The sequence below is a fragment of the Pedobacter frigiditerrae genome (assembly GCF_004331645.1).
GTDB classification, from domain to species: domain Bacteria; phylum Bacteroidota; class Bacteroidia; order Sphingobacteriales; family Sphingobacteriaceae; genus Pedobacter; species Pedobacter frigiditerrae.
Genome location: NZ_SJSK01000003.1, coordinates 578,071 through 603,985, shown reverse-complemented (window position 1 = coordinate 603,985; position 25,915 = coordinate 578,071). Strand labels below are relative to the sequence as shown.

The 25,915-nt window shown below is 34.1% G+C and carries 24 protein-coding genes; 9 read left to right on the top strand and 15 right to left on the bottom strand.

Going from position 1 to position 25,915, the window contains the following annotated elements:
- Window positions 1-4: 4 nt before the first annotated feature.
- The gene (gene dnaB / locus EZ428_RS14170; protein ID WP_131553822.1) at window positions 5-1,570 is read right to left on the bottom strand and encodes a replicative DNA helicase; all 1,566 of its coding nucleotides are present in this window, start codon (window positions 1,568-1,570) and stop codon (window positions 5-7) included.
- 184 nt (window positions 1,571-1,754) lie between these two features.
- Between dnaB and rlmB the strand changes: the two genes are divergently transcribed.
- Entirely contained in the window at window positions 1,755-2,519 is a 765-nt protein-coding gene (rlmB, locus tag EZ428_RS14165; protein ID WP_131553821.1) for a 23S rRNA (guanosine(2251)-2'-O)-methyltransferase RlmB, read from the top strand.
- 51 nt (window positions 2,520-2,570) lie between these two features.
- Here rlmB and EZ428_RS14160 read toward each other — a convergent pair whose 3' ends face one another.
- The gene (locus tag EZ428_RS14160; RefSeq protein WP_131553820.1) at window positions 2,571-3,662 is read right to left on the bottom strand and encodes a mannose-1-phosphate guanylyltransferase; all 1,092 of its coding nucleotides are present in this window, start codon (window positions 3,660-3,662) and stop codon (window positions 2,571-2,573) included.
- A gap of 21 nt (window positions 3,663-3,683) precedes the next feature.
- Window positions 3,684-4,649: a KpsF/GutQ family sugar-phosphate isomerase gene (locus tag EZ428_RS14155; RefSeq protein WP_131553819.1), complete on the bottom strand. Its 966-nt coding sequence runs from the start codon at window positions 4,647-4,649 to the stop codon at window positions 3,684-3,686.
- An 87-nt stretch (window positions 4,650-4,736) separates the two neighbouring features.
- Between EZ428_RS14155 and recQ the strand changes: the two genes are divergently transcribed.
- From recQ to EZ428_RS14140, 3 genes are all read left to right on the top strand, one after another.
- Window positions 4,737-6,926, top strand: coding sequence for a DNA helicase RecQ (gene recQ / locus EZ428_RS14150; protein ID WP_131553818.1), 2,190 nt, complete (start codon window positions 4,737-4,739; stop codon window positions 6,924-6,926).
- A gap of 91 nt (window positions 6,927-7,017) precedes the next feature.
- On the top strand, window positions 7,018-7,827 hold the full coding sequence (gene kdsA / locus EZ428_RS14145; RefSeq protein ID WP_131553817.1) for a 3-deoxy-8-phosphooctulonate synthase: 810 nt from the start codon (window positions 7,018-7,020) through the stop codon (window positions 7,825-7,827).
- Window positions 7,828-7,829: 2 nt separating this feature from the next.
- Window positions 7,830-8,552: a YqjF family protein gene (locus tag EZ428_RS14140; protein WP_131553816.1), complete on the top strand. Its 723-nt coding sequence runs from the start codon at window positions 7,830-7,832 to the stop codon at window positions 8,550-8,552.
- Window position 8,553: 1 nt separating this feature from the next.
- Here the strand turns inward: EZ428_RS14140 and EZ428_RS14135 are convergent, their stop codons facing one another.
- From EZ428_RS14135 to EZ428_RS14125, 3 genes are read right to left on the bottom strand one after another with little or no spacing between them, the layout of a single operon-like run.
- Window positions 8,554-8,982: a DUF6526 family protein gene (locus EZ428_RS14135; RefSeq protein ID WP_225871065.1), complete on the bottom strand. Its 429-nt coding sequence runs from the start codon at window positions 8,980-8,982 to the stop codon at window positions 8,554-8,556.
- Window positions 8,982-10,877, bottom strand: a complete 1,896-nt coding sequence (locus EZ428_RS14130; protein ID WP_131553814.1) for an OmpA family protein — start codon at window positions 10,875-10,877, stop codon at window positions 8,982-8,984. Before EZ428_RS14130 ends, EZ428_RS14135 begins: the two co-directional genes overlap by 1 nt.
- A gap of 48 nt (window positions 10,878-10,925) precedes the next feature.
- Window positions 10,926-11,549 carry a 7-carboxy-7-deazaguanine synthase QueE gene (locus EZ428_RS14125; protein ID WP_131553813.1) on the bottom strand — a complete coding sequence of 208 codons (624 nt, stop codon included), beginning with the start codon at window positions 11,547-11,549 and terminating at the stop codon, window positions 10,926-10,928.
- 46 nt (window positions 11,550-11,595) lie between these two features.
- Between EZ428_RS14125 and EZ428_RS14120 the strand changes: the two genes are divergently transcribed.
- Window positions 11,596-11,931 carry a Rieske (2Fe-2S) protein gene (locus EZ428_RS14120; protein ID WP_131553812.1) on the top strand — a complete coding sequence of 112 codons (336 nt, stop codon included), beginning with the start codon at window positions 11,596-11,598 and terminating at the stop codon, window positions 11,929-11,931.
- A gap of 80 nt (window positions 11,932-12,011) precedes the next feature.
- Here EZ428_RS14120 and EZ428_RS14115 read toward each other — a convergent pair whose 3' ends face one another.
- The 9 genes from EZ428_RS14115 to EZ428_RS14075 all read right to left on the bottom strand — a co-directional run bounded on the left by EZ428_RS14115 (window position 12,012) and on the right by EZ428_RS14075 (window position 23,484).
- Window positions 12,012-12,893, bottom strand: coding sequence for a bifunctional 5,10-methylenetetrahydrofolate dehydrogenase/5,10-methenyltetrahydrofolate cyclohydrolase (locus EZ428_RS14115; protein ID WP_131553811.1), 882 nt, complete (start codon window positions 12,891-12,893; stop codon window positions 12,012-12,014).
- A gap of 85 nt (window positions 12,894-12,978) precedes the next feature.
- Window positions 12,979-14,766 (bottom strand): translation elongation factor 4, encoded by a 1,788-nt coding sequence (lepA, locus tag EZ428_RS14110; protein ID WP_131553810.1) that lies wholly within the window; start codon window positions 14,764-14,766, stop codon window positions 12,979-12,981.
- A gap of 336 nt (window positions 14,767-15,102) precedes the next feature.
- Window positions 15,103-18,030: a GH92 family glycosyl hydrolase gene (locus EZ428_RS14105; RefSeq protein ID WP_131553809.1), complete on the bottom strand. Its 2,928-nt coding sequence runs from the start codon at window positions 18,028-18,030 to the stop codon at window positions 15,103-15,105.
- A 4-nt stretch (window positions 18,031-18,034) separates the two neighbouring features.
- Entirely contained in the window at window positions 18,035-18,481 is a 447-nt protein-coding gene (locus tag EZ428_RS14100) for a hypothetical protein (protein WP_131553808.1), read from the bottom strand.
- Window positions 18,478-19,218, bottom strand: coding sequence for a copper homeostasis protein CutC (locus EZ428_RS14095; RefSeq protein WP_131553807.1), 741 nt, complete (start codon window positions 19,216-19,218; stop codon window positions 18,478-18,480). The genes EZ428_RS14100 and EZ428_RS14095 overlap by 4 nt, the downstream gene beginning before the upstream one ends.
- A 12-nt stretch (window positions 19,219-19,230) precedes the next feature.
- Entirely contained in the window at window positions 19,231-20,262 is a 1,032-nt protein-coding gene (locus tag EZ428_RS14090) for a N(4)-(beta-N-acetylglucosaminyl)-L-asparaginase (RefSeq protein ID WP_131553806.1), read from the bottom strand.
- Between the two features lie 7 nt (window positions 20,263-20,269).
- A complete protein-coding gene (locus tag EZ428_RS14085; protein ID WP_205945706.1) occupies window positions 20,270-21,073 on the bottom strand; it encodes a nitrilase family protein in 804 nt (267 codons plus the stop codon).
- Between the two features lie 26 nt (window positions 21,074-21,099).
- On the bottom strand, window positions 21,100-22,245 hold the full coding sequence (locus tag EZ428_RS14080) for a methionine aminotransferase (protein ID WP_131553805.1): 1,146 nt from the start codon (window positions 22,243-22,245) through the stop codon (window positions 21,100-21,102).
- 36 nt (window positions 22,246-22,281) lie between these two features.
- On the bottom strand, window positions 22,282-23,484 hold the full coding sequence (locus tag EZ428_RS14075) for a multidrug effflux MFS transporter (RefSeq protein WP_131553804.1): 1,203 nt from the start codon (window positions 23,482-23,484) through the stop codon (window positions 22,282-22,284).
- Between the two features lie 132 nt (window positions 23,485-23,616).
- Between EZ428_RS14075 and EZ428_RS14070 the strand changes: the two genes are divergently transcribed.
- The 4 genes from EZ428_RS14070 to EZ428_RS14055 are packed head-to-tail and all read left to right on the top strand — an operon-like array spanning window position 23,617 to window position 25,902.
- A complete protein-coding gene (locus tag EZ428_RS14070; protein WP_131553803.1) occupies window positions 23,617-24,387 on the top strand; it encodes a queuosine precursor transporter in 771 nt (256 codons plus the stop codon).
- Window positions 24,388-24,729, top strand: coding sequence for an MmcQ/YjbR family DNA-binding protein (locus EZ428_RS14065; RefSeq protein WP_131553802.1), 342 nt, complete (start codon window positions 24,388-24,390; stop codon window positions 24,727-24,729).
- Window positions 24,730-24,735: 6 nt separating this feature from the next.
- Entirely contained in the window at window positions 24,736-25,134 is a 399-nt protein-coding gene (locus EZ428_RS14060; protein ID WP_131553801.1) for a BLUF domain-containing protein, read from the top strand.
- A gap of 57 nt (window positions 25,135-25,191) precedes the next feature.
- Window positions 25,192-25,902, top strand: a complete 711-nt coding sequence (locus tag EZ428_RS14055) for a YetF domain-containing protein (protein WP_205945705.1) — start codon at window positions 25,192-25,194, stop codon at window positions 25,900-25,902.
- Window positions 25,903-25,915: the final 13 nt, after the last annotated feature.

Genomic DNA, 25,915 nt, shown 5'->3' with positions numbered 1-25,915 from the left:
AATCTTAAAAAGGAGCTCCATCATCATTAAAGTCATCCATTTTAGATGGTCTAATGATTACATTTCCAGATGGTTTATCAAAGTTTTGAGAAGGCATCATCTGACTTTCAGAAGAAAAACTATTCTGAGGCGCAAAATTATCTTCCAAATCAGCAAATTTAACGTACTTACCAATAAAGCGAAGTGGAACAATACCTGTTTCACCATTTCTGTGTTTAGCAATAATTACCTCACCAACACCAGCCATGGAACGACCATTCTCATCTTCAGTTAAGCCATAATATTCTGGTCTATATAAAAACAGAACCATATCCGCATCTTGCTCAATAGAGCCAGATTCACGTAAATCTGAAAGCATTGGTCGTTTACCATTAGGCCCTGGTCTACTTTCTACTGCACGACTTAACTGCGAAAGTGCCAATACAGGAACGTCTAATTCCTTTGCCACCGATTTTAATGCCCTAGAAATACTGCCAATTTCTTGCTCACGATTACCACCACCACTTTGTCCTTCTCCTTTACCATGCATTAATTGCAAATAATCGATAATGATTAATTGGATATCATATTGAGCTTTTAACCTACGGCATTTTGCTCTAAATTCGAAAATATTAAGTGCTGGTGTATCATCAATTAGGAGTGGGGCTTCTGTTAAAGTTCCAATTTTACTATGCAGTTGTTGCCATTCCCATTCTGCCAAATTACCTTTTCTAATTTTTTCTTGCTCAATCTCGGTTTCTCCTGAAATTAAACGATTAACCAACTGTACAGAAGACATCTCTAAAGAGAATACAACTACAGGCCTTTTAAAGTCAACTGCTGCATTCCTTGCGCAAGTAAGTACGAAAGCCGTTTTACCCATCGCTGGTCTCGCTGCAATGATAACCAAGTCTGATTTTTGCCAACCACCAGTAATTCTATCTAAATCGGTAAAACCAGATGGAACTCCAGTTAAACCATCAGTTTTTGTGCGTAATTCTTCAAGTGTAGCTAAAGATTGTTTAATAATCTCGTCCATTTTTTGAGTATCTCTACGCAAGTTATTTTGGGCGATATCAAATAAATTTTTCTCGGCGTGGTCTAATAAATCGAAAATATCGGTAGTATCTTCGTAAGCATTGGTAATTATTTCGGTAGAAATTCTTATCAACTCACGTTGAATATATTTTTGAGAAATAATACGAGCATGGTATTCTATGTTAGCCGCAGATGCAACACGGTTAGTTAAGTTTGTGATATAGTAAGCACCACCAACCATTTCTAAAACACCCTGTGTCCGCATCTCTGAAGTTACAGTTAAAATATCTACCGGTTTAGATTTCTGAAACAAGGTTTGAATAGCCTCAAATATCTTTTTGTGTGCTTCAGCATAGAAAACTTCAGGCTTTAAGATATCGATAACGGTAGAAAGTGCATCTTTTTCCAGCATTAGTGCACCCAATACAGCTTCTTCCAAGTCAATAGCTTGAGGTGGAATTTTACCCATGGTATTCATAGAAGTGGATAATCTACTTTTACGTGCTGAAGCTGAAAATTTTCCTTGTCCCTGTTGTTCGTTATCGGTAATCATTTAACAAAAGTAGTTAAAAGTTAAACGGTTTGTTTTAACAAGTTTTAAGTTGTTTGTTAACAAGTTGACACAGTTGGTGTTGATAAGAAATGTTTTTAAATTGTGATTTTTTTAAATTATATGTCTCATATCTCACATCTAGTATCTCATATCTATTTGTTACTTTTGTAACAGATTAAAAAGTATGGATAATTTTAGAAGACCACAACGCGTAAAAGAAAATAATGAATTTGTTTTTGGGATAAGAGCTGTAATTGAAGCAATAAAAGCAGGGCGAGATATAGAAACAATTTATTTACAACGTGGTTTAGCTGGTGATTTATTTACGGAACTAAAAACTTTACTCCACGGAACCTTAATTCCGTTAAGTTCTGTTCCAATTGAGAAATTGAATAGGATGACTCAGAAAAATCATCAAGGAGTTATTGCTGTAATTTCTCCCATCACCTATCAAAACATTGAAGACATTATTCCTACTGTGTTCGAAAAAGGGGAGACACCATTGATTTTAATTTTAGATAGCATTACAGATGTGCGTAACATGGGCGCAATTGCTAGAACAGCTGCTTGTGTAGGTGTTCACGCCATTGTTGTTCCTCTAAAAAATGCAGCTCAAATTAATGCTGACGCTATAAAAACTTCAGCTGGTGCTTTATTTAGCATTCCAATTTGTAGACATGATAATTTGCGCAAAATCTGCTTGTTTCTTCAAGATAGCGGCTTGCAAATTGTTGCCTGTACCGAAAAAACTAGCGATTTAATTTATGCTCCAGATTATACAATGCCAACAGCAATTGTAATGGGTTCTGAAGATGAAGGAATTTCTAACGATTTATTACGTGTTGCCAATCATTTAGCAAAAATACCAATGGCAGGTAAAATTGAATCTTTAAACGTTTCTGTTTCTGCGGGGGTAATTTTATACGAAGCAGTAAGGCAGCGTCAATAGTATTGAGAAGTTAGAAATGTCTCACATCTCATATCTAGCCTCTCACTTCTTTTAAATAAATTTGTTTCCAAATTTAGCCTTCACATCTGCAACCACGTTTTTAATGTTCTGTTCCTCTGAGCGTGGGCAAATTAGTAGGGTATTGTTAGATTCTACAACAATGTAATTGTGTAAATTTTGAAGTATAACCAATTTTTTGCTTGGCACATTAACCATACAATTTGACGAATCGAACATCATGACTTGGTCTGAAGGTATTACAGCGTTTCCTACGTAATCTTTTTCTGCCATTTCATAAATAGAAGCCCAAGTTCCTAAGTCAGACCATCCAAAATCTGCTGGTAAAACATAAACGTTATCAGCTTTTTCCATTATGCCAAAATCAATTGAAATGTTTGTGCATTGTAGGTATGCATTAGCTATAAATTTCAACTCGTTATTTGTGTTATAAAAAGAATTTCCCTGTTGAAAAATCTCATGCATATCTGGTAAATGTTTTTCAAAAGCTTTATTAATCGCTTTTGCAGACCAAATAAAAATACCTGCATTCCAAAGAAAATCACCACTCTGAATAAAAGATTGAGCTAATTCTAGATTTGGTTTCTCTGTAAATGTTTTAACCTTGTGGATTACCTCATCTGTTGGTAAAACTTCATCTGCATATTGAATGTAGCCATAACCTGTATCTGGTCTATTTGGCTTTATCCCTAATGTAACTAGACATTTGTTTTTAGCAGCGGCATCAATAGATTGATTAATGGCATCTACAAAACCTTCTGGGTTTGCAATAGTATGGTCTGATGGGGCAACGACTATAACTGCATTAGGATTTAGTTTTGCAATTTTCATTGAACCATAAGCAATACAAGGAGCAGTATTGCGCATTATTGGTTCTGCTAAAATTTGGTTGTCACTAATTGAAGGGATTTGCTTTTTAATTAAATCTACATACAAATCATTTGTAACGATAAAAATATTTTCTGCTGGGCAAATTTGTAAAAATCTATCGTAAGTGCTTTGAATTAAGGTTTTCCCGATGCCAAAAAAATCAATAAATTGCTTAGGGTGTTCTGTTCTGCTTACAGGCCAAAAACGGCTTCCAATACCGCCAGCCATAATTAATGCGTAATTATTTTTATTCATTTATCGCAAATATAAATTTATTTATATAATACCTTCCTGCAAAAGATCATGTAAGTGAATTATTCCAAAATATTCCTCGTTCTTGGTCACTAAAAGTTGCGTAATATTATTTTTCTTAATTATTTCTAAAGCCAATAAAGCTAATTCATCTTTGTCTATTCTTTTCGGATTAGTACTCATTAAATCTGATGCCTTAATATCTTCGATATTGGTGTAATTTTCAAGCATTCTTCTAATATCCCCATCTGTAATTATCCCCATTATCTTTTCATTGGCTATAACAACAACTGCACCTAAACGGTTTTTGCTAATTTCTATAATTACATCCTTAACAGATGCATCTGGACTGATACTTGGTTTTTCATTTTTTACAGCTAAATCACCAGTCTTTAGATACAATCTTTTACCTAAAGAACCACCAGGATGAAATCTTGCAAAGTCATTTGTATTAAATTCTCTAGCTTCCAATAGGCAAACGGCTAAAGCATCGCCCATGGCTAATTGAGCTGTTGTACTAGTTGTTGGTGCTAAATTATGCGGACAAGCCTCTTTTTCTACGCTAGTGTTTAAAATAAAATCTGCTTGTTTTGCTAGATCTGAGTCTGTCGAACCTAACATACCGATTAATAAATTACCTGATTGTTTTAATAAAGGGGCTAACAATTTTATTTCAGGTGTATTCCCGCTTTTGGAAAGACACATAACGATATCGTCCCTTTGTATCATACCTAAATCACCATGAACCGCATCTGCGGCATGCATAAAAATTGCTGGCGTACCGGTTGAATTAAACGTGGCAACAATTTTTTGTGCGATGATTGCACTTTTACCTATCCCTGTTACAATAACCCTTCCCTTACAGGCTAAAATTGCAGATACAATCTCAACAAAATCATCGTTAATGTATTGCAAAAGGTTTAAAATTGCTTCAGATTCTAACTTTAGCGTGGTTGTGGCGCTTTCGATAATAGATTTTTTACTTTTCAAAGAGAATTTATTAGTATATTGATGCTTTAATTACTGCAAAATTATGTTATTTTGAACAATAATAGCTCAGAATATTTGATACAAAAAATGGACGTGAAAAAGTCGTTGTTTGATAACTTACAAACTTTCTTTGGTTTTGATAACTTTAAGGGAGACCAAGAGCCTATCATAACCAATATACTTGAGGGAAAAAATACGTTTGTGATTATGCCCACTGGTGGTGGTAAATCTATCTGTTATCAACTTCCTGCTTTGATGAGCGAAGGAACAGCAATTGTTATTTCGCCTTTAATTGCATTAATGAAAAACCAAGTTGACCAACTTAGGGCATTTGGTGGAAGTGATAGTATTGCTCATTTTCTTAATTCATCATTAAACAAAACAGAAATTACCCAAGTTAAATCTGATTTGCTTAATGGACAAACTAAATTATTATATGTTGCACCAGAATCTTTAGCTAAACAGGAGAATATAGATTTTTTAAGATTGCTTAAAATTTCTTTTGTTGCGGTTGACGAGGCACATTGTATATCTGAATGGGGGCATGATTTTAGACCAGAATATAGAAAGATTAGACAAGTAATAACTGGTTTGGGAGAAGAAATCCCTATTATTGCTTTAACAGCAACCGCTACTCCAAAAGTACAGCAAGATATAGTTAAAAATCTTCAAATGACTGATGCAACTCTGTTTAAATCGTCATTTAATAGGCCAAACTTATTTTATGAAATCCGCCCTAAACGAGATGTAATTAAGGAAATCATAAGATACATTAAATATAATACAGGTAAATCAGGTATTATTTATTGTTTGAGCAGAAAAAAGGTAGAGGAGGTTGCAGAAAGTTTAAATTTAAACGGGATTAAAGCTTTGCCTTATCATGCAGGTCTAGAACCAAAAGTTAGGGCAGAAACTCAAGATAAATTTTTAATGGAGGATGCTGAGGTAATTGTGGCTACAATTGCTTTTGGCATGGGGATAGATAAACCAGATGTGAGATTTGTAATTCATCATGATATTCCAAAAAGTATGGAGGGCTATTACCAGGAAACTGGTAGAGCAGGTAGAGATGGTGGTGAGGGTGTTTGTTTAGCCTTTTATGCTCAGAAAGATGTAGATAAACTAGCTAAATTTATGAAAGATAAGCCAGTTTCTGAACGTGAAATTGGTACTCAAATTCTTAAAGAAGTAATTGATTATGCTGAATCAGGCGTTTGCCGAAGAAAACAAATCTTACATTATTTCGGTGAGAATTTTAATGAAACTGGCTGTAATTGTATGTGCGATAATTGCAAAAAACCAAAGCAATTATTTGAAGCGGAAAAACATTTAACGACTTTTTTAAAGCTAATTGAATCTACTGGCGAAAAGTTTGATGATAATCATTTACTTAACATTTTTATGGGAAGTGAAACAGCACAGACAATTGCCTATGAGCAAAATAAATTACCTGAGTTTGGAGTAGGAAAGGAAGATGGAGAAATTCTTTGGAAATCCTTAATAAGACAAGCCGTACTTAATAATTTTGTTGCAAAAGATATAGATAGTTATGGTTTGTTACACCTAACTAAAATTGGTAAAGACTTTATTGAAAATCCTTATAGCTTAAAATTCATTTTAAATGAGCTTATAGAAAGCGCAGCTGATGATGATGAAGATGATGTAAAACATGGAACTGGAGCCTTAGATACTCAACTATTAGGCTTATTAAAAGATTTACGCAAGAAAATTGCTAAGCAAAAAAACGTACCTCCTTTTGTAGTTTTCCAAGACCCATCTCTAGAGGAAATGTGTACTCATTATCCAATTAGCATGGATGAATTGAAACAAATTTCTGGCGTTGGACACGGTAAGGCTTTGAAATTTGGTAGTTCATTCCTTGAACTCATAAAAAAATATGTAGAGGACAATGACATTGAACGACCAATTGATTTAGTAATCAAAACTCAAGCAAATAAATCAGCATTAAAAGTCTCTATCATTCAAAATATTGATAGACAGATTGGTTTAGAAGACATTGCTCGTTCTAAAGGAATTACTTATTTTGATATTTTAAAAGAAGTAGAAGCAATTGTAAATTCTGGAACTAAACTTAATTTAGGTTATTTTGTTGATGAAGTAATTGATGAAGACAGGCAGGATGAAGTTTTTGACTATTTCAGGTCTGCTGATAATGATTCAATAGATGAAGCTTTAAATGATTTAGGAGAAAGCGACTATACTCGCGAAGAAATACAATTAATGCGGATTAAATTCATGTCCGAATTAGGAAACTAACAATAGATGTGAGATATGAGAAGCTAGATTTGAGAACAAACTCAATATCTCACATCTCACATCTCACATCTCACATCTCACATCTCAAAAAATGCTACAACTAGATAAATTAAAACACCAAAATTCTAATAATTTCTTTTTAATGGCTGGCCCTTGTGCCATAGAAGGCGAGGATATTGCACTTCGAATTGCTGAAAAAATTGTTGAACTTACTGATAAACTTAATATCCCATTTATTTTTAAAGGTTCTTATCGTAAAGCGAATAGGAGCAAAGGAAGTTCTTTTACAGGAATTGGTGATGAAAAGGCATTAAAAATTCTTGAGAAAATTGGAAAAACATTTGACGTACCCACCGTTACTGATATCCATGAAAGTGGAGAAGCAGCAATGGCAGCAGCTTATGTTGATGTTTTACAAATTCCTGCATTTTTATGCCGACAAACAGATCTATTAATTGCAGCTGCAGAAACTGGAAAAGTTGTTAATGTTAAAAAAGGACAATTTTTATCCGCAGGTTCGATGAAATTTGCTGTAGACAAAATCAAAGATTCAGGAAATAATAGAGTTATTCTTACTGATAGAGGAAATACATTTGGTTATCAGGATTTAATAGTTGATTACCGTGGTTTACCAGAAATGCAAAGTTTTGGCGTTCCAGTAGTAATGGATTGTACGCATTCGTTACAACAACCTAATCAAAGTAGTGGTGTAACTGGAGGAAAACCTGAATTAATTACTACGATTGCTAAAGCAGCCATTGCTGTAGGTGCTGATGGGTTATTTATTGAAACTCATCCTGACCCAGCAAATGCAAAATCTGACGGTGCAAATATGCTAAATTTAGCATTGCTTGAGGATTTATTGGTTAAATTGATAAGGGTTAGACAAGCAATCCTTTAATTGTGATTGGAAATAATATATTTTTAACTGCAGAATGGCGAAAATTAATTTTAATTAATTATGCAGTTGATAAAGAAATCTTGCTAAAATACTTACCTCCATTTACTGAGTTAGACGATTGGCAAGGTAAATTTTATGTTAGTGTTGTTGGGTTTATGTTTATGAATACTCGCTTAAAGGGTATTAGTATTCCATTTCATGGTAATTTTGAAGAAGTTAATCTAAGATTTTATGTGAAATACAAGGAAAATGGAGATTGGAAAAGAGGAGTGGTTTTTATAAGTGAAATAGTACCCAAACCAGCTATTACCTTAATTGCCAATACAGTTTATAAAGAAAATTATAGAACTCTGCCAATGAAGCATTCTTGGCAAAATAATGGAAATCAATTAGATATTGAATATTCTTGGAAATTAAAAAACTGGAATAAATTTTCAGTTTCTGCCTCAAATAAAAGTGAGCCTATACCATTAAATAGTGAAGCTGATTTTATAACAGAACATTATTGGGGCTATACCCAGATTAATGAAAAAACTACTTCAGAATATGGAGTTGGTCATCCAAGGTGGGAAACCTATCCTATAATTAGTTATAAAATTGATGTTGATTTTGAAAGAAATTATGGAAAGGACTTTGCTTTCTTAGGTAACATAAATCCAAATTCAGTAGTGCTAGCAGAGGGTTCAGAAATTTATGTTAAAAAAGGTCAAAAATTAAAATCATAAATTACATCCGGTAACGATCCTCTCTCCAATTTTTAATTGATGACTTAATTTCTCTTGCTGATAGTTCTTCAGTAACTGCTTTATCAACAAGCATTACAAACTCATCATCTGATGCAAAACGTAATGCAATTATTTGGCTTCCCCTAAGCTCTTTAGGCAATAATTTTCCAGAAAGGGTAAAATATCTTAAGTTCTCTTGAGCAAAAATAGCTCTGTCTTGAGCTTTAAGCGGAAACTGTCTCACATACCAAAATAGAATTATTGCTATCAGAAATAAGATTAAAAGTAGTGCAGAATTATAATGATTCGCATTACTCCAAGAATGATAAAAATTAAAGATTGCACCAATAGTTCCGGTAAGTATTAAAAAGGATAATAAAAAGTGATATCCTTTTACGTATCTGCTATGATTTTTGAAATTTTGTTCCATTATATTTTCGTTATGATAAATTCTGTTCTTCTATTTTGCTTTCTGCCTTCTTCTGTAGCATTACTAGACCGTGGTTTTGTCTTTCCATAACCTTTATAAGAAAGTCTTTTTTTATCAATTCCATTATTTACCAAGAAATCATAAACAGCTTTTGCCCTGTTTTCAGAAAGTACTTCGTTTAATTTTAAATCACCTACATCATCTGTATGACCTTGAATTTCAATAGACATAGTTGGGTTACCAGTAAGCAATTCTATTAAAATACTTAATTCAACTTTAGAAGTAGGAAGTAAGTCATACTTATTGGTGTCAAAGAAGATATTGTATAAGGTAACAGTATTTCCAACTTTTATTTTGTCTAATAATATCTCTAATATGTAGGGTTTGTTGGTATTTACCTTTGTAAGTTGAAAATTTTGAGAGTTAAATAAATAACCTTCTGCTTCAATATTAAAAGAATATTCACTTCCAATTGACATAACAGCTAAAAAATCCCCAGTTTCTTTTGATGTATAGTCATTAAATACTGCATTGTTAGTTTTTAAATCTATCACTAAAACGTTTGCTTCTAATAAAGCTTTAGTCTCTTTGTCTCTAACAATTCCCTTTACATAAGTTATAGGTAAAGGTTTTACTTTTTCGGGCAATATAAAATGATAAATATCTAAGTCGCCAAATCCACCATCTTTTATATTTGATGAAAATAATCCTTCTGTACCATCGGCAGTAACTATTAAACCAATTTCTTCATTAAAAGTATTAATAGGGTAACCTAAATTTATTGGAGTAGAAAATTGACCATCATCCGCAATGCGACTATAAAAAATGTCTTTATCTCCAAAGCCAGGCCATCCATTTGATGAAAAATAAAGCGTTTTTCCATCCGCATGGATAAATGGAGTATTCTCATCGTAAGGTGTATTTACTTTCGGGCCTAGGTTTACTGGATCAGTCCATTTACCCTCATCTGTAAGTGTACTCTTCCAAATATCATACCCACCAATTCCTCCAGGTCTGTTGCTCACAAAATAAAGCGTACTTCCATCAGGACTTATCGAAGGTTGAGATTCCCAGTGTTCTGAATTAATGACTTTCCCTAAATTAATCGCTTTTCCCCAGTCATTTCCTTCTTTTCTAGAAACATAAATATCACATCTGCCTAAGCCATCAGGGCGATTACAACCAGTAAAAAAAAGATATTTTCCATCTGGAGATATCGATTGAGCTCCTTCATTAAAGTTAGGAGTATTAATTTTATTACTTAATGGAATAGCTTTTTGCCATTCATTATCTTTTTTTGTACTGATGAAGAAATCTTCATTGCCTTTTACAACTCTCGTAAAAATAATAGTTTGTCCATCTGCTGTTAGCGCTGGAAAATAATCTCTATCGCTGCTATTAACATAAAAACCCATATTAATAGGCTCATATTTGGTTGGAGATTTAATTGCTATTATAGCAAAACTGCAATCTAAAATATACTTTTTAGTTCTGTTAATGTAATCTTTATCATTCCCTGCATATTTTTGCTGAAACAATAAGAAACTAATTTTGGCTTGACTATAATCGCCAGTTAAGAGTTCACTTTCCCCTAAAACATAATAAACCCTAGTCTCTATGTTCGGTGCAGCGTTAATTGCATTTCTATAGTTCTCTTTTGCTTTGGTATGGTTTTTTAACCTTCTATAAAGGTCACCTAGTTGAATATAAGCTAATTGGAATTTAGGGTCGGCTTTAATAGCTTCATTTAGATGTTTAATGCCGTCTTCATAAATATTCTGTCTCAAATATTGTTGAGCATCCTCAAAACTCTCTTGCGCCTTTTTGTTAAGTGAATTTTGGGCAATTACCGATAAAGTGTTTAAACAAAAGAAAAATATTAAATATTTTTTCATTTAGCCATGGGGATTTGGTTATGACTAATGTAAATAAAATATCGAATATTATGGAATGTTGAGGAATTTATGGGTTTGTAGTGATATTTCCCATTTCGGATTTGCCATTACATATTCAACTATTAATGGTGTCATTTCTTTAGATTTTGACCATTCTGGTTGTAAATATAGTTTACAAGTAGGTGAAACGCTTTCGGCATATTTCTCTGCCCATTCAAAATCACTTTTATTAAAAACAATCACTTTTAGTTCATTAGCAAAGGGAGTAATATCTGGTCTAGGAGCTTTAAATTTCTTCGGAGAAAGACAGATCCAATCCCAAGAACCTGAAAGAGGATAGGCACCAGAAGTTTCTATAAAAGTTAAAATCCCCTTGTCCTGAAGCTTTTTAGTTAGATAGTCTAAGTTATAGATTAAAGGTTCTCCGCCAGTTACAACTACAGCCTTACCCGGGAAGGTATCAGCTTTTTCAACAATATCATCAGAAAGTGTAAGCGGATGTAATTCAGCATCCCAGCTTTCTTTTACATCACACCAATGGCAACCAACGTCACATCCTCCTAAACGAATAAAATAAGCCGCTTTCCCTGTATTATATCCTTCTCCCTGTATCGTATAAAATTCTTCCATTAAAGGAAGTAATGTGCCATCTTCTGGTATATTGTGTGCCATTTCGTAAATTAGAGCGCAAATATACACATTCAAAAAAGTAGAAAAGATGATTTGGGTAAAGGTTTTGTCAAAACAGGAAACTGAAAGAGAAGATTTTGTAGAAATGGCAAAAGCCGATGGAAAGAAAATTTGTATAATAAAGCATAAGGGAAAGTTTTCAGCTGTGCAAAATACTTGCCCGCATGCCGGAGGGATTTTAAGTGGGGGTTGGTGCAAGGAAGGTAATATCGTTTGTCCGATACACAGGTATGAATATAACTTGATTACCGGGAGAGGAACATTCGGGCAAGGAGATTATATTGATATCTATCCAACAGAGTTGAGAGAAGACGGATTGTATGTTGGATTAAAGCAAAGTTGGATAAAGAAGTTGTTTTCTTAATCGTTTGTAATCCAGAACAAAGTGAACAATTCCAAATAATAAGATTTATATTTTGAAAATAAGGATTATGGTCTTTTATCCTAAGCGTATATTTCGCCCTTTGCTGATGCCAATGTATTCTTCAATAAACCAACAATGGTCATTAAACCTACTCCACCTGGAACAGGAGTAATCCAAGAAGATTTTGGAGCTACATTGTCAAAATCTACATCGCCATATAATTTAAAGCCAGATTTTGTCTCTGTTGAAGTTTCTCTGTTAATGCCTACATCAATGATAATTGCACCAGTTTTAACCATATCTGCAGTTACGAAATTCTTTCTGCCAATTGCAGCCACAACGATGTCACCCTGCAAAATGATTTCTTTTAAGTTATGGGTTTTACTATGCGTAAGTGTGACCGTACAATTTCCTGGGTTCGCATTACGAGCCATTAAAATACTCATCGGACTGCCTACAATGTTACTTCTACCAACTACAACACAGTGTTTTCCTGTTGTATCGATATTGTAAGCTTTTAACATTAATAAAATACCATAAGGAGTTGCAGGAATAAAACAAGGTAAGTTACGCATCATTCTGCCCAAGTTAACAGGGTGAAACCCATCTACATCTTTACGATAATCAATAGTTTCAGTAACTTTTTCTGGGTCAATGTGTTTTGGTAATGGCAACTGAACAATTAAACCATCAACATCAGCGTCTTTATTAATTTCTTCAATTTTAGCTAACAATTCAGCTTCAGTAACTGAGTTATCATATCTAAATAGTGAAGATTTAAAACCAACTTTCTCACAGTTTTTCATCTTACTAGCTACATAAGTCTCGCTACCACCATCATTACCAACCAATATGGCAACCAAGTGTGGCTTACGTCCACTTTGTGCTAAAAAATCTGCTGCTTCTGCTGCTATTTCTGTTTTAATCTTTTCTGATGCGAATTTGCCGTCTAGTAGTTGCATTGATATTTGGATGTGAGATGTGAGATGTGAGATGTGAGATTGGAAACTAGGTCTCAAATCTCATATCTAATGTCTCAAATCTTGTTTAATCTAATTTTAAAACTGCCATAAACGCACTCTGTGGAATTTCTACGTTTCCTACCTGGCGCATACGTTTTTTACCTTTTTTCTGTTTCTCCAGTAGCTTACGTTTACGAGAAATATCACCACCATAACATTTAGCAGTTACATCTTTACGTAAAGCACTCAAAGTTTCACGAGCAATAACTTTAGCACCAATTGAAGCTTGTATTTTAATCTCAAATTGCTGACGAGGAATTAATTCTCTTAACTTCTCGCAGATTTTTTTACCAAAATCGTAAGCATTACTGCGATGAATTAATGAAGATAAAGCATCAACTGGTTCATCGTTTATTAACATATCTAAACGTACCAAATCAGATTTGCGGTAACCAATTTGATGGTAATCGAATGAAGCATATCCTTTTGATATGGTTTTTAATTTATCATAAAAATCAAATACAATTTCTCCCATTGGAATTTCGAAAACCAATTCAACTCTATCTGATGTTAAATATGATTGATTTACAATTGTTCCTCTTTTTTGAATACAAAGTGACATTACCGGTCCAACGAAATCAGCTTTAGTAATGATATTTGCTTTGATAAATGGTTCTTCAACGGAGTCTAATTTACTTGGGTCAGGCAAATCAGATGGATTATTTACGAAAAATTCATCGCCTTTGGTTGTATGTGCAATGTAAGATACGTTGGGAACCGTAGTAATCACCGTCATATCAAATTCACGCTCCAAACGCTCTTGGATAATCTCCATATGAAGCATTCCTAAGAAACCGCAACGGAAACCGAAGCCTAAAGCTGCAGAACTTTCTGGTTCAAAAACGATTGAAGCATCGTTCAATTGCAATTTGTGCATTGCCTCTCTGAGCTCTTCAAACTCATCAGTATCAACAGGGTAAATACCTGCAAATACCATTGGTTTTACTTCCTCAAATCCTTGAATGGCTTCTAAAGATGGTCTAGCAACATTTGTAATCGTATCACCAACTTTTACTTCCCGAGCTTCTTTAATTCCAGAAATGATGTAACCAACATCGCCAGTTTTTACCGATGCTCTTGGCGACATATCCAGTTTCAAAATACCAACCTCATCAGCTAAATATTCTTTACCCGTATTAATGAATTTTACTTTATCACCTTTTTTGATTTCGCCGTTAACAACTTTATAATAAGCTATAATTCCTCTAAAAGAGTTAAATACGCTATCAAAAATCAAAGCTTGTAATGGAGCATCTGGGTCGCCAACTGGAGCTGGAACTCTATCTACAATTGCTTGCAAAATCTCTGGAATTCCCATTCCGGTTTTCCCAGATGCAGGAATAATTTCTTCTCTTTTACAGCCAATCAGATCAATAATTTGGTCTTTTACTTCTTCTGGCATTGCACCAGGTAAATCCATTTTATTTAAAATCGGAATGATTTCTAAATCGTGTTCCAATGCCAAATAAAGGTTAGAAATTGTTTGGGCTTGTATGCCTTGCGATGCATCTACAATCAGCAATGCGCCTTCGCAAGCAGCAATAGAACGAGATACTTCGTAACTAAAATCAACGTGTCCTGGAGTGTCAATTAAGTTAAAATTGTACTCCTGGCCATCAATTTTGAAATTCATTTGTATGGCATGACTTTTAATCGTGATACCACGTTCACGCTCCAAATCCATATTATCAAGCAATTGAGCTTGACTTTCGCGTTGAGAAATCGTCGCTGTATATTCTAGTAACCTATCGGCTAAAGTGCTTTTGCCGTGGTCTATATGTGCAATTATGCAAAAATTACGTATGTGCTTCATCTTTGTGCAAAGATAGGTTTTTATAGGTAAAATGGAAGAGGTAAAAAGGAAGATGTTTGGTCAGATAAAAGTGTCATTTGAAAAGCAATTTCAGTAAGTCTTTTTGACGGTACTGTCCAGCTTTACCCTCTATCTTTTTAGCTGTCCTTCGACAAGCTCAGGGTGACAGCTAAAAAGGATGCCGTTTCAATCTGGTTTAGATAATAAAGGTTTTTGCTACTATTGAAGGTTGCAAAGATCGTGACAGAAGTTCGTCATTGTAAAGGAGTGAAACGATGAAGCACAATCCGTCTAGCAGCAAAGATTGCGTCGCTAGGCTCGCAATGACGAGTTTAGTTATTTAACCGTTATTTCATCAAAAAACGTATGCGCTTTTCCACCTGCACCTTCGTGCCAAGCAGGCAATTCGCCATAATTTTTAGCTATAATTTTAATATATCTACAATCCGTATTTACTTTTATACCTAACTCCCTAATCTGTATGTTATAATCTTTTGCATCAACTGGAGTTTTTACAGTCCCAATTGATTTGAAATTCATATCATTTCCGGCAATCCAAAATTCTGTTTCTGGCGGAAAAACAATCCAAGCATTGGTATCTTGCAAAGCACCAATGCTAACAGAATTTACTTGTTGGGTTTTTCCTAAATCTAAAATAGCTTCAAAATCTTTACCCCAGAAACCTTGCCATCTGTTGCCAACTCTCCAATTAATAGCACCTCTAATGTCATCAATTAACGCATCATTTCCTCCACCAGTAAAGCTTTTATTAATTTCACTGTTAATTTTGATAGCGTAGTTATTGTTAATTTTTTTATAAGTCGCTGTACTTACATAACTTGTTTTAAAATCTTTTTTATATGCGATGGAATTTACAGTTGCGTCTTTATCAATGTTAAATGGAGCAACATATTTTGTCGAATTCTGGTTTGGAGTACTTCCATCTAGCGTATAATAAATTGCTGTATTGGCTAGGGCAGAGGTAATGCTAACTTCGGCTTTATCTTTAAAAGTTTCTTGCGGACCATCAATTATAGGATTAGGAACAATCAGATTTTCTGTGATTTTCATTACAGGTTTTTGTAAACCATTCAAGTATTTCATAGCTGGTGTAGCCGACAAAGCAAAATTTAAATTTGCTCCATTTGCTAAATCTGAAAAATTCAAGAACAACTTTTTATGTGGTTTTCCATTTAGAGTAATGCCTTTAATGTAATAATTCGAATTAGTTTTAGCAGGAGCGGAGATGATGATTTTTTTACCATTCTCTAAAGCAACCTTGATCTTTTTAAACCAAGGTGTACCAATATTGTAAATATTATTTCCAGGAGAAACTGGATAAATTCCCATTGCGCTCATTACTAACCAAGCACTCATTTGTCCGCAATCTTCGTTTCCAGACAAACCATCCGGCTGGTCGTGGTATTGCTCGTTCATTATTTTATTAATGTAATACTGCGTTTTTTCTGGATGTGAAGTGAAATTAAAAAGGTAAGCCATATGATGACTTGGTTCGTTTCCGTGAGCATATTGTCCAATCAAACCCGTAATATCACTTTGGTCGCGACCAGTTAAACCTTGTTTTGTAGTGAACAATTCATCCAGCTTTGCTTGGTAATTTTTTTCGCCACCCATCAAATTCATATGACCATTAATATCTTGCTGTGTACTAAAACTGTAATGCCAAGAATTACCTTCAGTATAATTGTTGTTTACTTCTGTCGGATTAAACGGTTTCCACCAACCACCGTTATTTCTTGCTCGAATATGTCCAGTTGATGGGTCGTATACATTTTTCCAATTCTGGGCTCTTGTTATGTATTTCTGATAATCAGCCTCTGCACCAATCATTTTCGCAAATTGTGCAATAGACCAATCATCATAAGCGTATTCTACTGTTTTAGAAGCACTTTCATGTTCTACATCAGCTAATACAGCACCATTTTTAGCGTAAATATCTATTCCAAATTGTTTACGATTTACGGCATGTTTCATTGCCTCCAAAGCCAATTTAGTATCAAAACCTCTAATTCCTTTTGCATAAGCATCAGTAATAACTGGAATAGCGTGATTGCCAATCATACAAAATGTTTCGTCATTAGCTAAGGGCCAAATAGGCAATTGTCCGCCTTGTTGGTGCATTGCTAAAAATGTTTTGATAAAATCCAAAGTCCTCTTTTTATCAATTAATGTCAGTAAAGGATTTTCTGTCCTGTAAGTATCCCACAAAGAGAAAACAGTAAAATATTCGAAGTCTTTTGCGGTATGAATTTTATTGTCTAAGCCACGATATTTACCATCAACATCCATATATAAATTAGGATTAAGTAAACTATGATAAAGTGCAGTATAAAAAGTAGCTAATTGTTTTTTGTTGTTACTTTCTGCATCAATTTTTGACAATTCTTTATTCCACGCCATTTTAGCTTTTGTTAGCACTTTTGCAAAATCAAATCCGTCAACTTCAGCATCTAAATTCTTTAAAGCGCCTTTGTCATCAACTGCAGAAATTGCAACTCTAGAAAGAATTGCTTCTTGATTGCTGGTTTCAAACTGAATGTATAATTTGAGGTTTGTTCCTTTGGCTTTTTTGATGCCTGGCTTTAATTCATCATCAATGGCAATTCCGTAAGCTTTAAAAGGTTTGTTGTAGCGAACGTGAAAATATAACTCTTGCCCCGTTGCCCAAGCTTTTGATTTTCTGTAACCTTTAATTTCTCTGTCATTTACAATCTCAATCCAGCTGTCTAAAACCTTATCTCTGTGTTTTAAATCGATAATGATGTTTGCTTCATTTGATTTTGGATAAGTGAATTTGTATAAACCAGAGCGTCTTGTAGCTGTTATTTCTGCTTTAATATTATATTTATCTAAGAAAGTACTGTAGTAACCAGTACTAGCTTTTTCATTCTTCTTTTGAAATGGAGAAGCATATTGGGTGTTTATGAACTGTGGTTTTCCAACTGTTGGCATAAACAAGAAATCACAATAATCTGGAATTCCTGTTCCGCTTAAGTGAGTTTGAGAAAAGCCATAGATTGTATTGTCTGTATAATGATAGCCAGAACAGCCATCCCAGCCTTCTAATCTTGTGTCTGGACCTGGTTGTATCATCCCAAAGGGAAGGGCAGGTCCGGGATAAGTATGACCGTGACCACCAGTTCCGATAAATGGATTTACATACTGATTATAATCTCTTTTGGTTTGGGCAATCGCAAAATTTACAAATAATAAGATTGCAATAAATATTTTAGAAAACTTCATTAAGCTAGTTTGTAGTAGGTTTTATTTCAACTCTTTTCATTCTAGAGAAAGGATAACCATTGCATCCTTTTTTAGGATTTTGTCTGTCAGCTGCCGCGGTTTGTTCAGCAATAACATCAGTTTCTGCATCATAGGCGGTCAGGCAAAATCCCCATAAGTATGGCGCCATTCCAGTAAACGTCATATAGTCAATACGCGTATATTTATTAGCATCGGTTTTGTTCCCAACATCATTTTTAGCTACCAAATACTGCTTTTCAGGATTCCATTTTATGATATGGTACTTTGTTTTGGGATTTTGAGTCCAAATTGTATCATTTATCACATAGCTTATTCCATAATCATCAGTAAAAGTCCCTAAAGCAAATTCTGGAGCCTTAGGTTTACTGGTTTGAGCATCGGCAATAAATGCAAAAGCGATTAATAATAAAACAATGTTTAGTTTTCTCATTTTAGTTTTTCTACCATTTGTTTAACCAATTCTGCTGAAGTTTGTTGGTATTGATATTCATCTTCAATACTTCCCATTTTGCTTGTTTGATTGCGATATTCCATTTTACTCTTAACAGCTTGTCTTGCTGATGAATGGAAGTTTTGAGTACCAGTTTGAGCTGCGATTTGTAAAATATTTTGAGGGTTTATTCCAGCTCCTGGCATAATTTCAATTCTACAATTAGCTTGTTTAACCAATTTAGTAATAATTTCAGCACCTGCAAAAGCATTACTTGAACCACCTGATGTTAAAACCCTTACAAAACCTAGTTCAATCAAATCTTCTAAAGCTTTTTCTAAATCATTGCTCATATCAAAAGCCCGGTGAAAAGAGATGGGCATCGGCTTAGCCAGTTTTATGAGTTCAGCACAGCGTATTTTGTCTATTTCGCCATTAGCCAATAAAATTCCAGTTACAACACCATCGCAGTTTAATGACTTACAGATTTTGATATCTTCTTTCATTAATTCGAATTCATCATAGCTATATAAAAAATCACCCCCACGTGGACGGATGATTGGCCAAACTTGAATGTTTAGTTTTTCTTTACACAATTTAATTTGTGCATAGCTAGGAGTGGTACCTCCTTCAGCCATATTTTCACAAAGCTCAATACGATTTGCACCACCTTTTTCTGCTTCAAGAGCTGAAGAAAATGAATTAGCACAGATTTCAAGTATATTAGATAAAGTCATTATTGCTTACAATTAGTAATAGCTCTTTCCTTTAATTACTAAATCTTGTTTTTGACTATCACATACTGCATAACTAAATCCTTTTTGAATAGCATAGGCTCCATATTCGCCTTTTTTATTCAATGCTAAAAAGCCAACTTGTATGTTTTTTGCAGTTTCAGGTTTCTTCTTAATGATGCGCATTACAGCTTCTTTACAGGCTTCTTCTGGAGAATAACCTTGGCGCATTAATTCTACAACTAAAAAAGAACCTACATTTCTTACTACTTCTTCTCCAACACCGGTTGATGTTGCTCCACCAATTTCATTATCAATATATAAACCAGCTCCAATTATCGGGCTATCGCCAATGCGGCCGTGTAATTTATAAGCCATTCCGCTCGTGGTACAAGCACCAGAAAGATTACCCTGTGCATCCATTGCAATCATCCCAATGGTATCGTGGTTATATTTATTTCCAGGTAATTTATTCGGAGCAGCTTTATCGTAAAGTTTATTTTCAATGTTTATTACTGGTTCGTATTTAGCCGTTTTTAACCATTCTTTCCAAGCTTTTTCTGATGCAGGTGTAAGTAAGTTGATTTTTTTAAAACCTTGTTCCAGAGCAAATTGTAAAGCGCCATCTCCAGCAAGCATAACGTGAGGGGTTTTCTCCATAACTTTACGGGCAACCGAAATTGGATGTAAAATATGTTCTAATGCTAAAACGGCTCCACAATTACCGAGCTCATCCATGATACAAGCATCGAGCGTAACTTTCCCATCTCTATCAGGCAAACCGCCATAACCTACAGACTGGTTGCTTTCATCAGCTTCTGGAACCCAAACGCCTTGCTCAACTGCATCTAAAGCTCTACCATTTTTGCTTAAAACTTTCCATGCATCAGCATTTGCTGCAACACCGAAATCCCAAGTAGAAATTACGATTGGTTTATTGATAACATTTGTTGAGGATGGTAGCGTATTAGCTATGCTCTTTTTGCCAATAGCCAATAAGGCTGTAGATAGAGCAGAAGCTTTTAAGAATTTTCTTCTATTGAACATTTGTAATTTAACTTATGGTATAATTATCAGCATCTTTTAAGAAAGGAAACTGTCTTCTCGTTTTTTCTAAATCTGGATAGTTGATGCTAAAAGTATACAAATCTTCATCTTCAGGTTTGTAATAAACCGTATTGCCATATGGGTCGATACACATTGAATGTCCGCTATGATAAACCTGATTACCGTCGTGACCAACACGATTTACAGCAATAACATAGCTTTGATTTTCGATAGAACGAGCGTGAATTAGCGTTCTCCAATGTGAAGAACGTTTATCTGGCCAACTGGCGATTAATAACAGGATATCATATTCAGCATTTTTATTTCTTAACCAAACGGGAAAACGCAAATCATAGCAAATTGCTAATCTAATTTTCCATCCTTTTAGCTCCACAATTAAAGGTGTTTGACCTGCGGTGAAATGTTTATCTTCATCGCCCATGCTAAATAAGTGATGTTTATCGTAAAACTGATAATCGCCTGATGGCAACATCCAAATCATTCTGTTATAGAAATTTCCTTTTTCTTTAATAATCAAACTTCCGGTGATGACGCAATCATAACTTTGTGCTGTTTTAGCAAGCCATTGCATTGTCTTTCCGTCCATTTCTTCGGCAAGTTCTTCGGCTTTCATTGTAAAACCTGTATTAAACATTTCTGGTAGTACAATCAAGTCTGTTTTTTCTCTAACACCTCCAGATAATCTTAAGGATATATTTTGAAGGTTTTTATCTATATTTTCCCAAAACAAATAAGCCTGAAATACAGTAATCTTCAGGTTTTGTATGTTTAAATATTGTGGACTTTCCATTTTATAATTTTTTATATGGATTAAAATTATATTTTCATTAGTCTTTCAACAGCCTGTTCTAAAGTGCTTTGTTCTTTAGCGAAACAAAACCTTAATATGCTATCATCTGTATTTTTAGTGTAAAAGGCAGAAACGGGGATACTTGCCACACCAAACTCAACCACTAATCTTTTTGCTATTTCACTATCTTTCTCGTCGCTAATTTCTTCGTAGCTTACGCACTGAAAATAAGAACCTTTACAAGGTAATAATTTAAATTTAGTCTCACTTAAAAGCGACCTGAAAAAATCTCTTTTCTGCTGAAAGAAATCAGGTATTTCTTTATAAATGTTTTCACTTTTCAAATAATTGGCAATGCCTAACTGCATAGGAGTATTAACGCTGAAAACATTAAATTGGTGTGTTTTTCTAAATTCTGCTGTAAGCTTGGCAGGAGCAAGGCAATAACCTAACTTCCACCCTGTGGTATGTAAAAGTTTTCCAAAAGAGGCAATTACAAAGCTCCTTTCTTGCAACTCTGGGTATAAGGAAACGCTTTGATGTTGCTCGCCATCATAGATAATATGTTCGTAAACTTCATCACTCAAAATTAATATATCAGTGTTTTTTGTGAGTTTAATTAACGCATTAATATCTTCCTTACTTAATATGCTCCCTGTAGGATTTTGCGGGCTATTTAAAATAATCATTTTGGTATTAGCCGAAAACAACTTTTTAACCATTTCCCAATCGATTTTATAATCTGGTGCGTGAAGTGCAAATGGCTTAACTAGACCTCCGAACAATTTAATGGTAGGTGAGTAGCTATCGTAGGCAGGCTCAAAAATAATTACCTCATCGCCTGCATTAATAACAGCTGCAATTGCGGTAAAAATAGCTTGAGTTCCGCCTGCTGTTATGGTAACTTCTGTATCTGGATTATATTTTGCTCCGTAAAATTCAGCAGCCTTTTCTGCTATAATTTCTCTTAGAACAGGTAATCCTGGCATTGGAGCATATTGGTTGTGCCCGTTGTACATTGCATCAGCAACAAATTTGATTAATTTCGGATCGGTAGCATAATCTGGAAAACCTTGGGATAGATTAATAGCATTATGCTCCTGGGCCAATTTAGACATCACCGAAAAAATAGTGGTGCCAACTGTAGGTAGTTTAGAATTTATAGGTATCATGTACTACGAAAATAGTAATAATACTATAAAATCTAATTATTGATTTATTGTGTTGGGCTTAATTTTTCTTCTGCCAATTAATAAAAATATTAATGCTAATAAAGCTGCGATAGTCATAACTGCTGGCATTGGCCACATTACATCTGCTGCAAACATACTTATCGCTGCAGATGCCAAAGCACCTAAACCCATTTGCAAAGCACCCATTAATGCAGAAGCACTACCAGCATTTTTTGTAAAAGGAGCTAAGGAAAGTGCAGAAGCATTTGGATTTATAAACCCTAAACAACCTAAAAATAAAGCAATAAAACCAATGGTTACGTAAAGACTTAAGAGATTGTTTAATGCTGCAACTAGAAACAATATACTAACCAAACATTGTAAGATAAGTGCCCAAAAGACTATTTTTTTGCTCGTAAACCATTTTAAAATCAAACTATTTACTTGACTAAAACCGATAAAGAATACTGATAAAATAGCAAAAATCCACCCGTAACCAGTTTCGCTAACCTTATACAAATCCATAAAAACCACAGGTGACGAAGATACATAAGCAAACAAACCGCTAAAAGTAATTGCACTTACCAATGCGTAGGTATAAAAACTAGGTTCTTTTAAAACAACAAAAAAGTTTGTTAAAATAGGTTTTGGTTTTAAGGAGTAAGTAGGGTCTGGTTCATAACTTTCTGGCAGTAACCAAATTGTAGTTAATAACATCAAAACAGCCATTAAACTTAAAAATACAAATACCGATTGCCAACCTAATGCAGCAATTAAATAACCACCCGCTGTTGGTGCTAACATTGGAGATAAGGCAATAACCAATAAAAGTGATGCAAAGACTTTCGGACTTTCTTCAACAGTGAATAAATCTCTAACCATGGCAATTGAAGCTACAGCAGCAGCACAACTACCAATTGCTTGAATAAATCTTAAAATAATTAATTGGTCAATTGATGTTACAAACAAACAGCAAAGCGATGATAGGATATAAAGTATTAATCCAAAATAGAGCGGTTTTTTTCTTCCAAATTTATCTAGTAATGGCCCGTACAATAATTGACCAGCAGAAATGCCGATAAAAAAACTAGACAGCGACAGAGAAACCTTTGGAACATCTGTATTTAAATCTTTAGCTATTGCCTTAAAACCTGGTAAATACATATCTATAGAAAAGGGCCCAAGTGCTGCTAAAGAGCCTAAAATTAGAATGATATAGAAAGATTTAGCTTTTGCCATGTGCATTTTTGAGAGCTGCAAAGATGAAGATTTGCTATTTCTTGCAAGTCTGAACTTTGTAAAAATAGAAAGATAACAAATGAATAGGTATTAGAATTTCGTTTACATTAAAATAGTTGTATTTTAGCTAACATGACTTTTAAAACCAAAGAAAGCCGATTGCTACTTGTTCTAGGTGCATTTTTTGTAGCCAATGCTATTTTATCAGAATTTATTGGAGTTAAAATTTTCTCAGTAGAGGAAACACTAGGATTTAAGAAATTTGATATTAATCTTTTTGGTGTTCCTAACCTTTCATTTAATATGTCAGCTGGAGTGCTAACTTGGCCAATCATTTTTATAATGACAGATATCATAAACGAATACTTTGGTGTAAAACAGGTTCGATTTCTATCTATTTTAACAAGTGTGTTAATTGGCTTTGCTTTTTTTGTAGTATGGTTAGCTATGAAATTGCAGCCATCTGATTTTTGGGTAATGCAAAAAGTAGATGGTCAAGACATTAATATGTTAGTAGCTTTTGATGCAATTTTTGGGCAAGGAATGTGGATTATAGTTGGCTCAATCACAGCTTTTTTAATTGGGCAAATGGTTGATGTTTTAATCTTCCATAGGATTAAAAAATTTACGGGAGAAAGAGCACTTTGGTTAAGGGCAACTGGGTCAACTATCTTTTCCCAGTTGATAGATAGTTTTGTGGTTATTTTTATAGCATTCTACTTAAATCCTGCTTATCATTGGAGCTGGCAAATGGTTGCTGCAATTGGTTTAGTTGGTTATACCTACAAATTTGTAGTTGCATTGCTAATGACACCTATATTATATCTTGTTCATGGTGTAATTGATGGTTATTTAGGTAAGGATTTGGCTCACAGAATGATAAAAATGGCAGGACGAGGATAAATGCAAGATAAAACCATTTTGGCTTTAACATTTATTAGGCAAGTTGTATTAACACTTCCTGATGTTTATGAGCAAATTTGTTTTGACACCCCAGCTTTCTATGTAAACAAAAATATTTTTGCCAGGTTAAAAGAAGATGGGGAAAACCTAGTCATCCATACTATAGAACGAGAAAAATGGATGGATAAAGACCCAAAAACGTTTTTTATTACAGACCATTATCTTAAATATAAATATATGCTGGTTAACCTAGATAGGGTAGAACCGGAAGATTTAAGACAGCTCTTATTAACGGCTTTTAAAACAAGGGCTAGTAAAACCACATTAAAGAAAAAACATTAAATTAAGATGTATTATTATCTATTATATTTTGGCATCGCCAGAAATCAATTTACCGCAGAGGATTTTAATTCTTTATTAGCAAAAGCTAGATCCAGAAATGAATCTTTAGATATAACAGGTAAACTTTTGCATTGTGAAGGTACCTTTATTCAACTACTGGAAGGGAAAAAAGAAAATGTTGAAGAGGTTTATCATTCTATAACAAAAGATGATAGACTAATAGCTTTAAAAATCATAACCGTCGGAGCTGCAAGTGAAAGATATTATAAAGATTGGAGCATGGCATTTAAAGACGTTACCATGGCAGAAATTAACGAAATAGAAAACTGTTCACATCATGATGTTGCAGCATATATTAAATCTGCTAGTGCCATAAGACTTCTTAAACTGCTAGTTATAGCATAAAATATTTTTTTTAAACACAAAAGGGTTTATAGCGTGTTATGCTATAAACCTTTTTTAATGCTTTTTATATTCCAAAATTTCATAAAAGATTTAGAGAAACTATTAATAGGAGATGAAGAATGGGGCTTTATCCCCGAAATAATGATTCGTACACTGGTTATGTACTTAATTGTTCTTTTTAGCCTAAGAGTTTTAGGGAAAAGAGGTGTTAAACAATTATCTGTATTTGAGCTGGTAGTAATTATCAGTTTAGGTTCTGCCGCCGGAGATCCAATGTTTTATAAGGAAGTCGGATTAATATCAGCCGTTGCTGTATTTTCAGTTGTAGTTTTTGCTTACAAAGTAACCTCCTATTTTGTAAATAAAAGCAAAAAGGTAGAGCAATTATTAGAGGGCAGTTGCACTTGCTTAATTAAGGATGGACGATTTTCAATTGATAATTTCAAAAAAGAAACATTGGCTCAGGATGAATTTTTCTCTGAGCTGCGTTTGCAAAGCATTTCACATCTCGGACAGGTAGAACTTGCAATAATTGAAACCTCTGGTAGTGTAAGTGTATTTTTTTATTCTACTGAAGAAGTTAAATATGGCTTACCTATTTTGCCAGCATTATTTTGTGAAAAACATATCGAAATAAAACAAAAAGGCCATTATTCATGTAGTTTTTGCGGGTATACTGAGCAACTTTCCCCAAATAAAAAAATTGCTTGTAAGGTTTGCGATAAAACTGAATGGGTCAAATCAACGAATAATAAGAGAATAACTTAATGTTATTTAATGA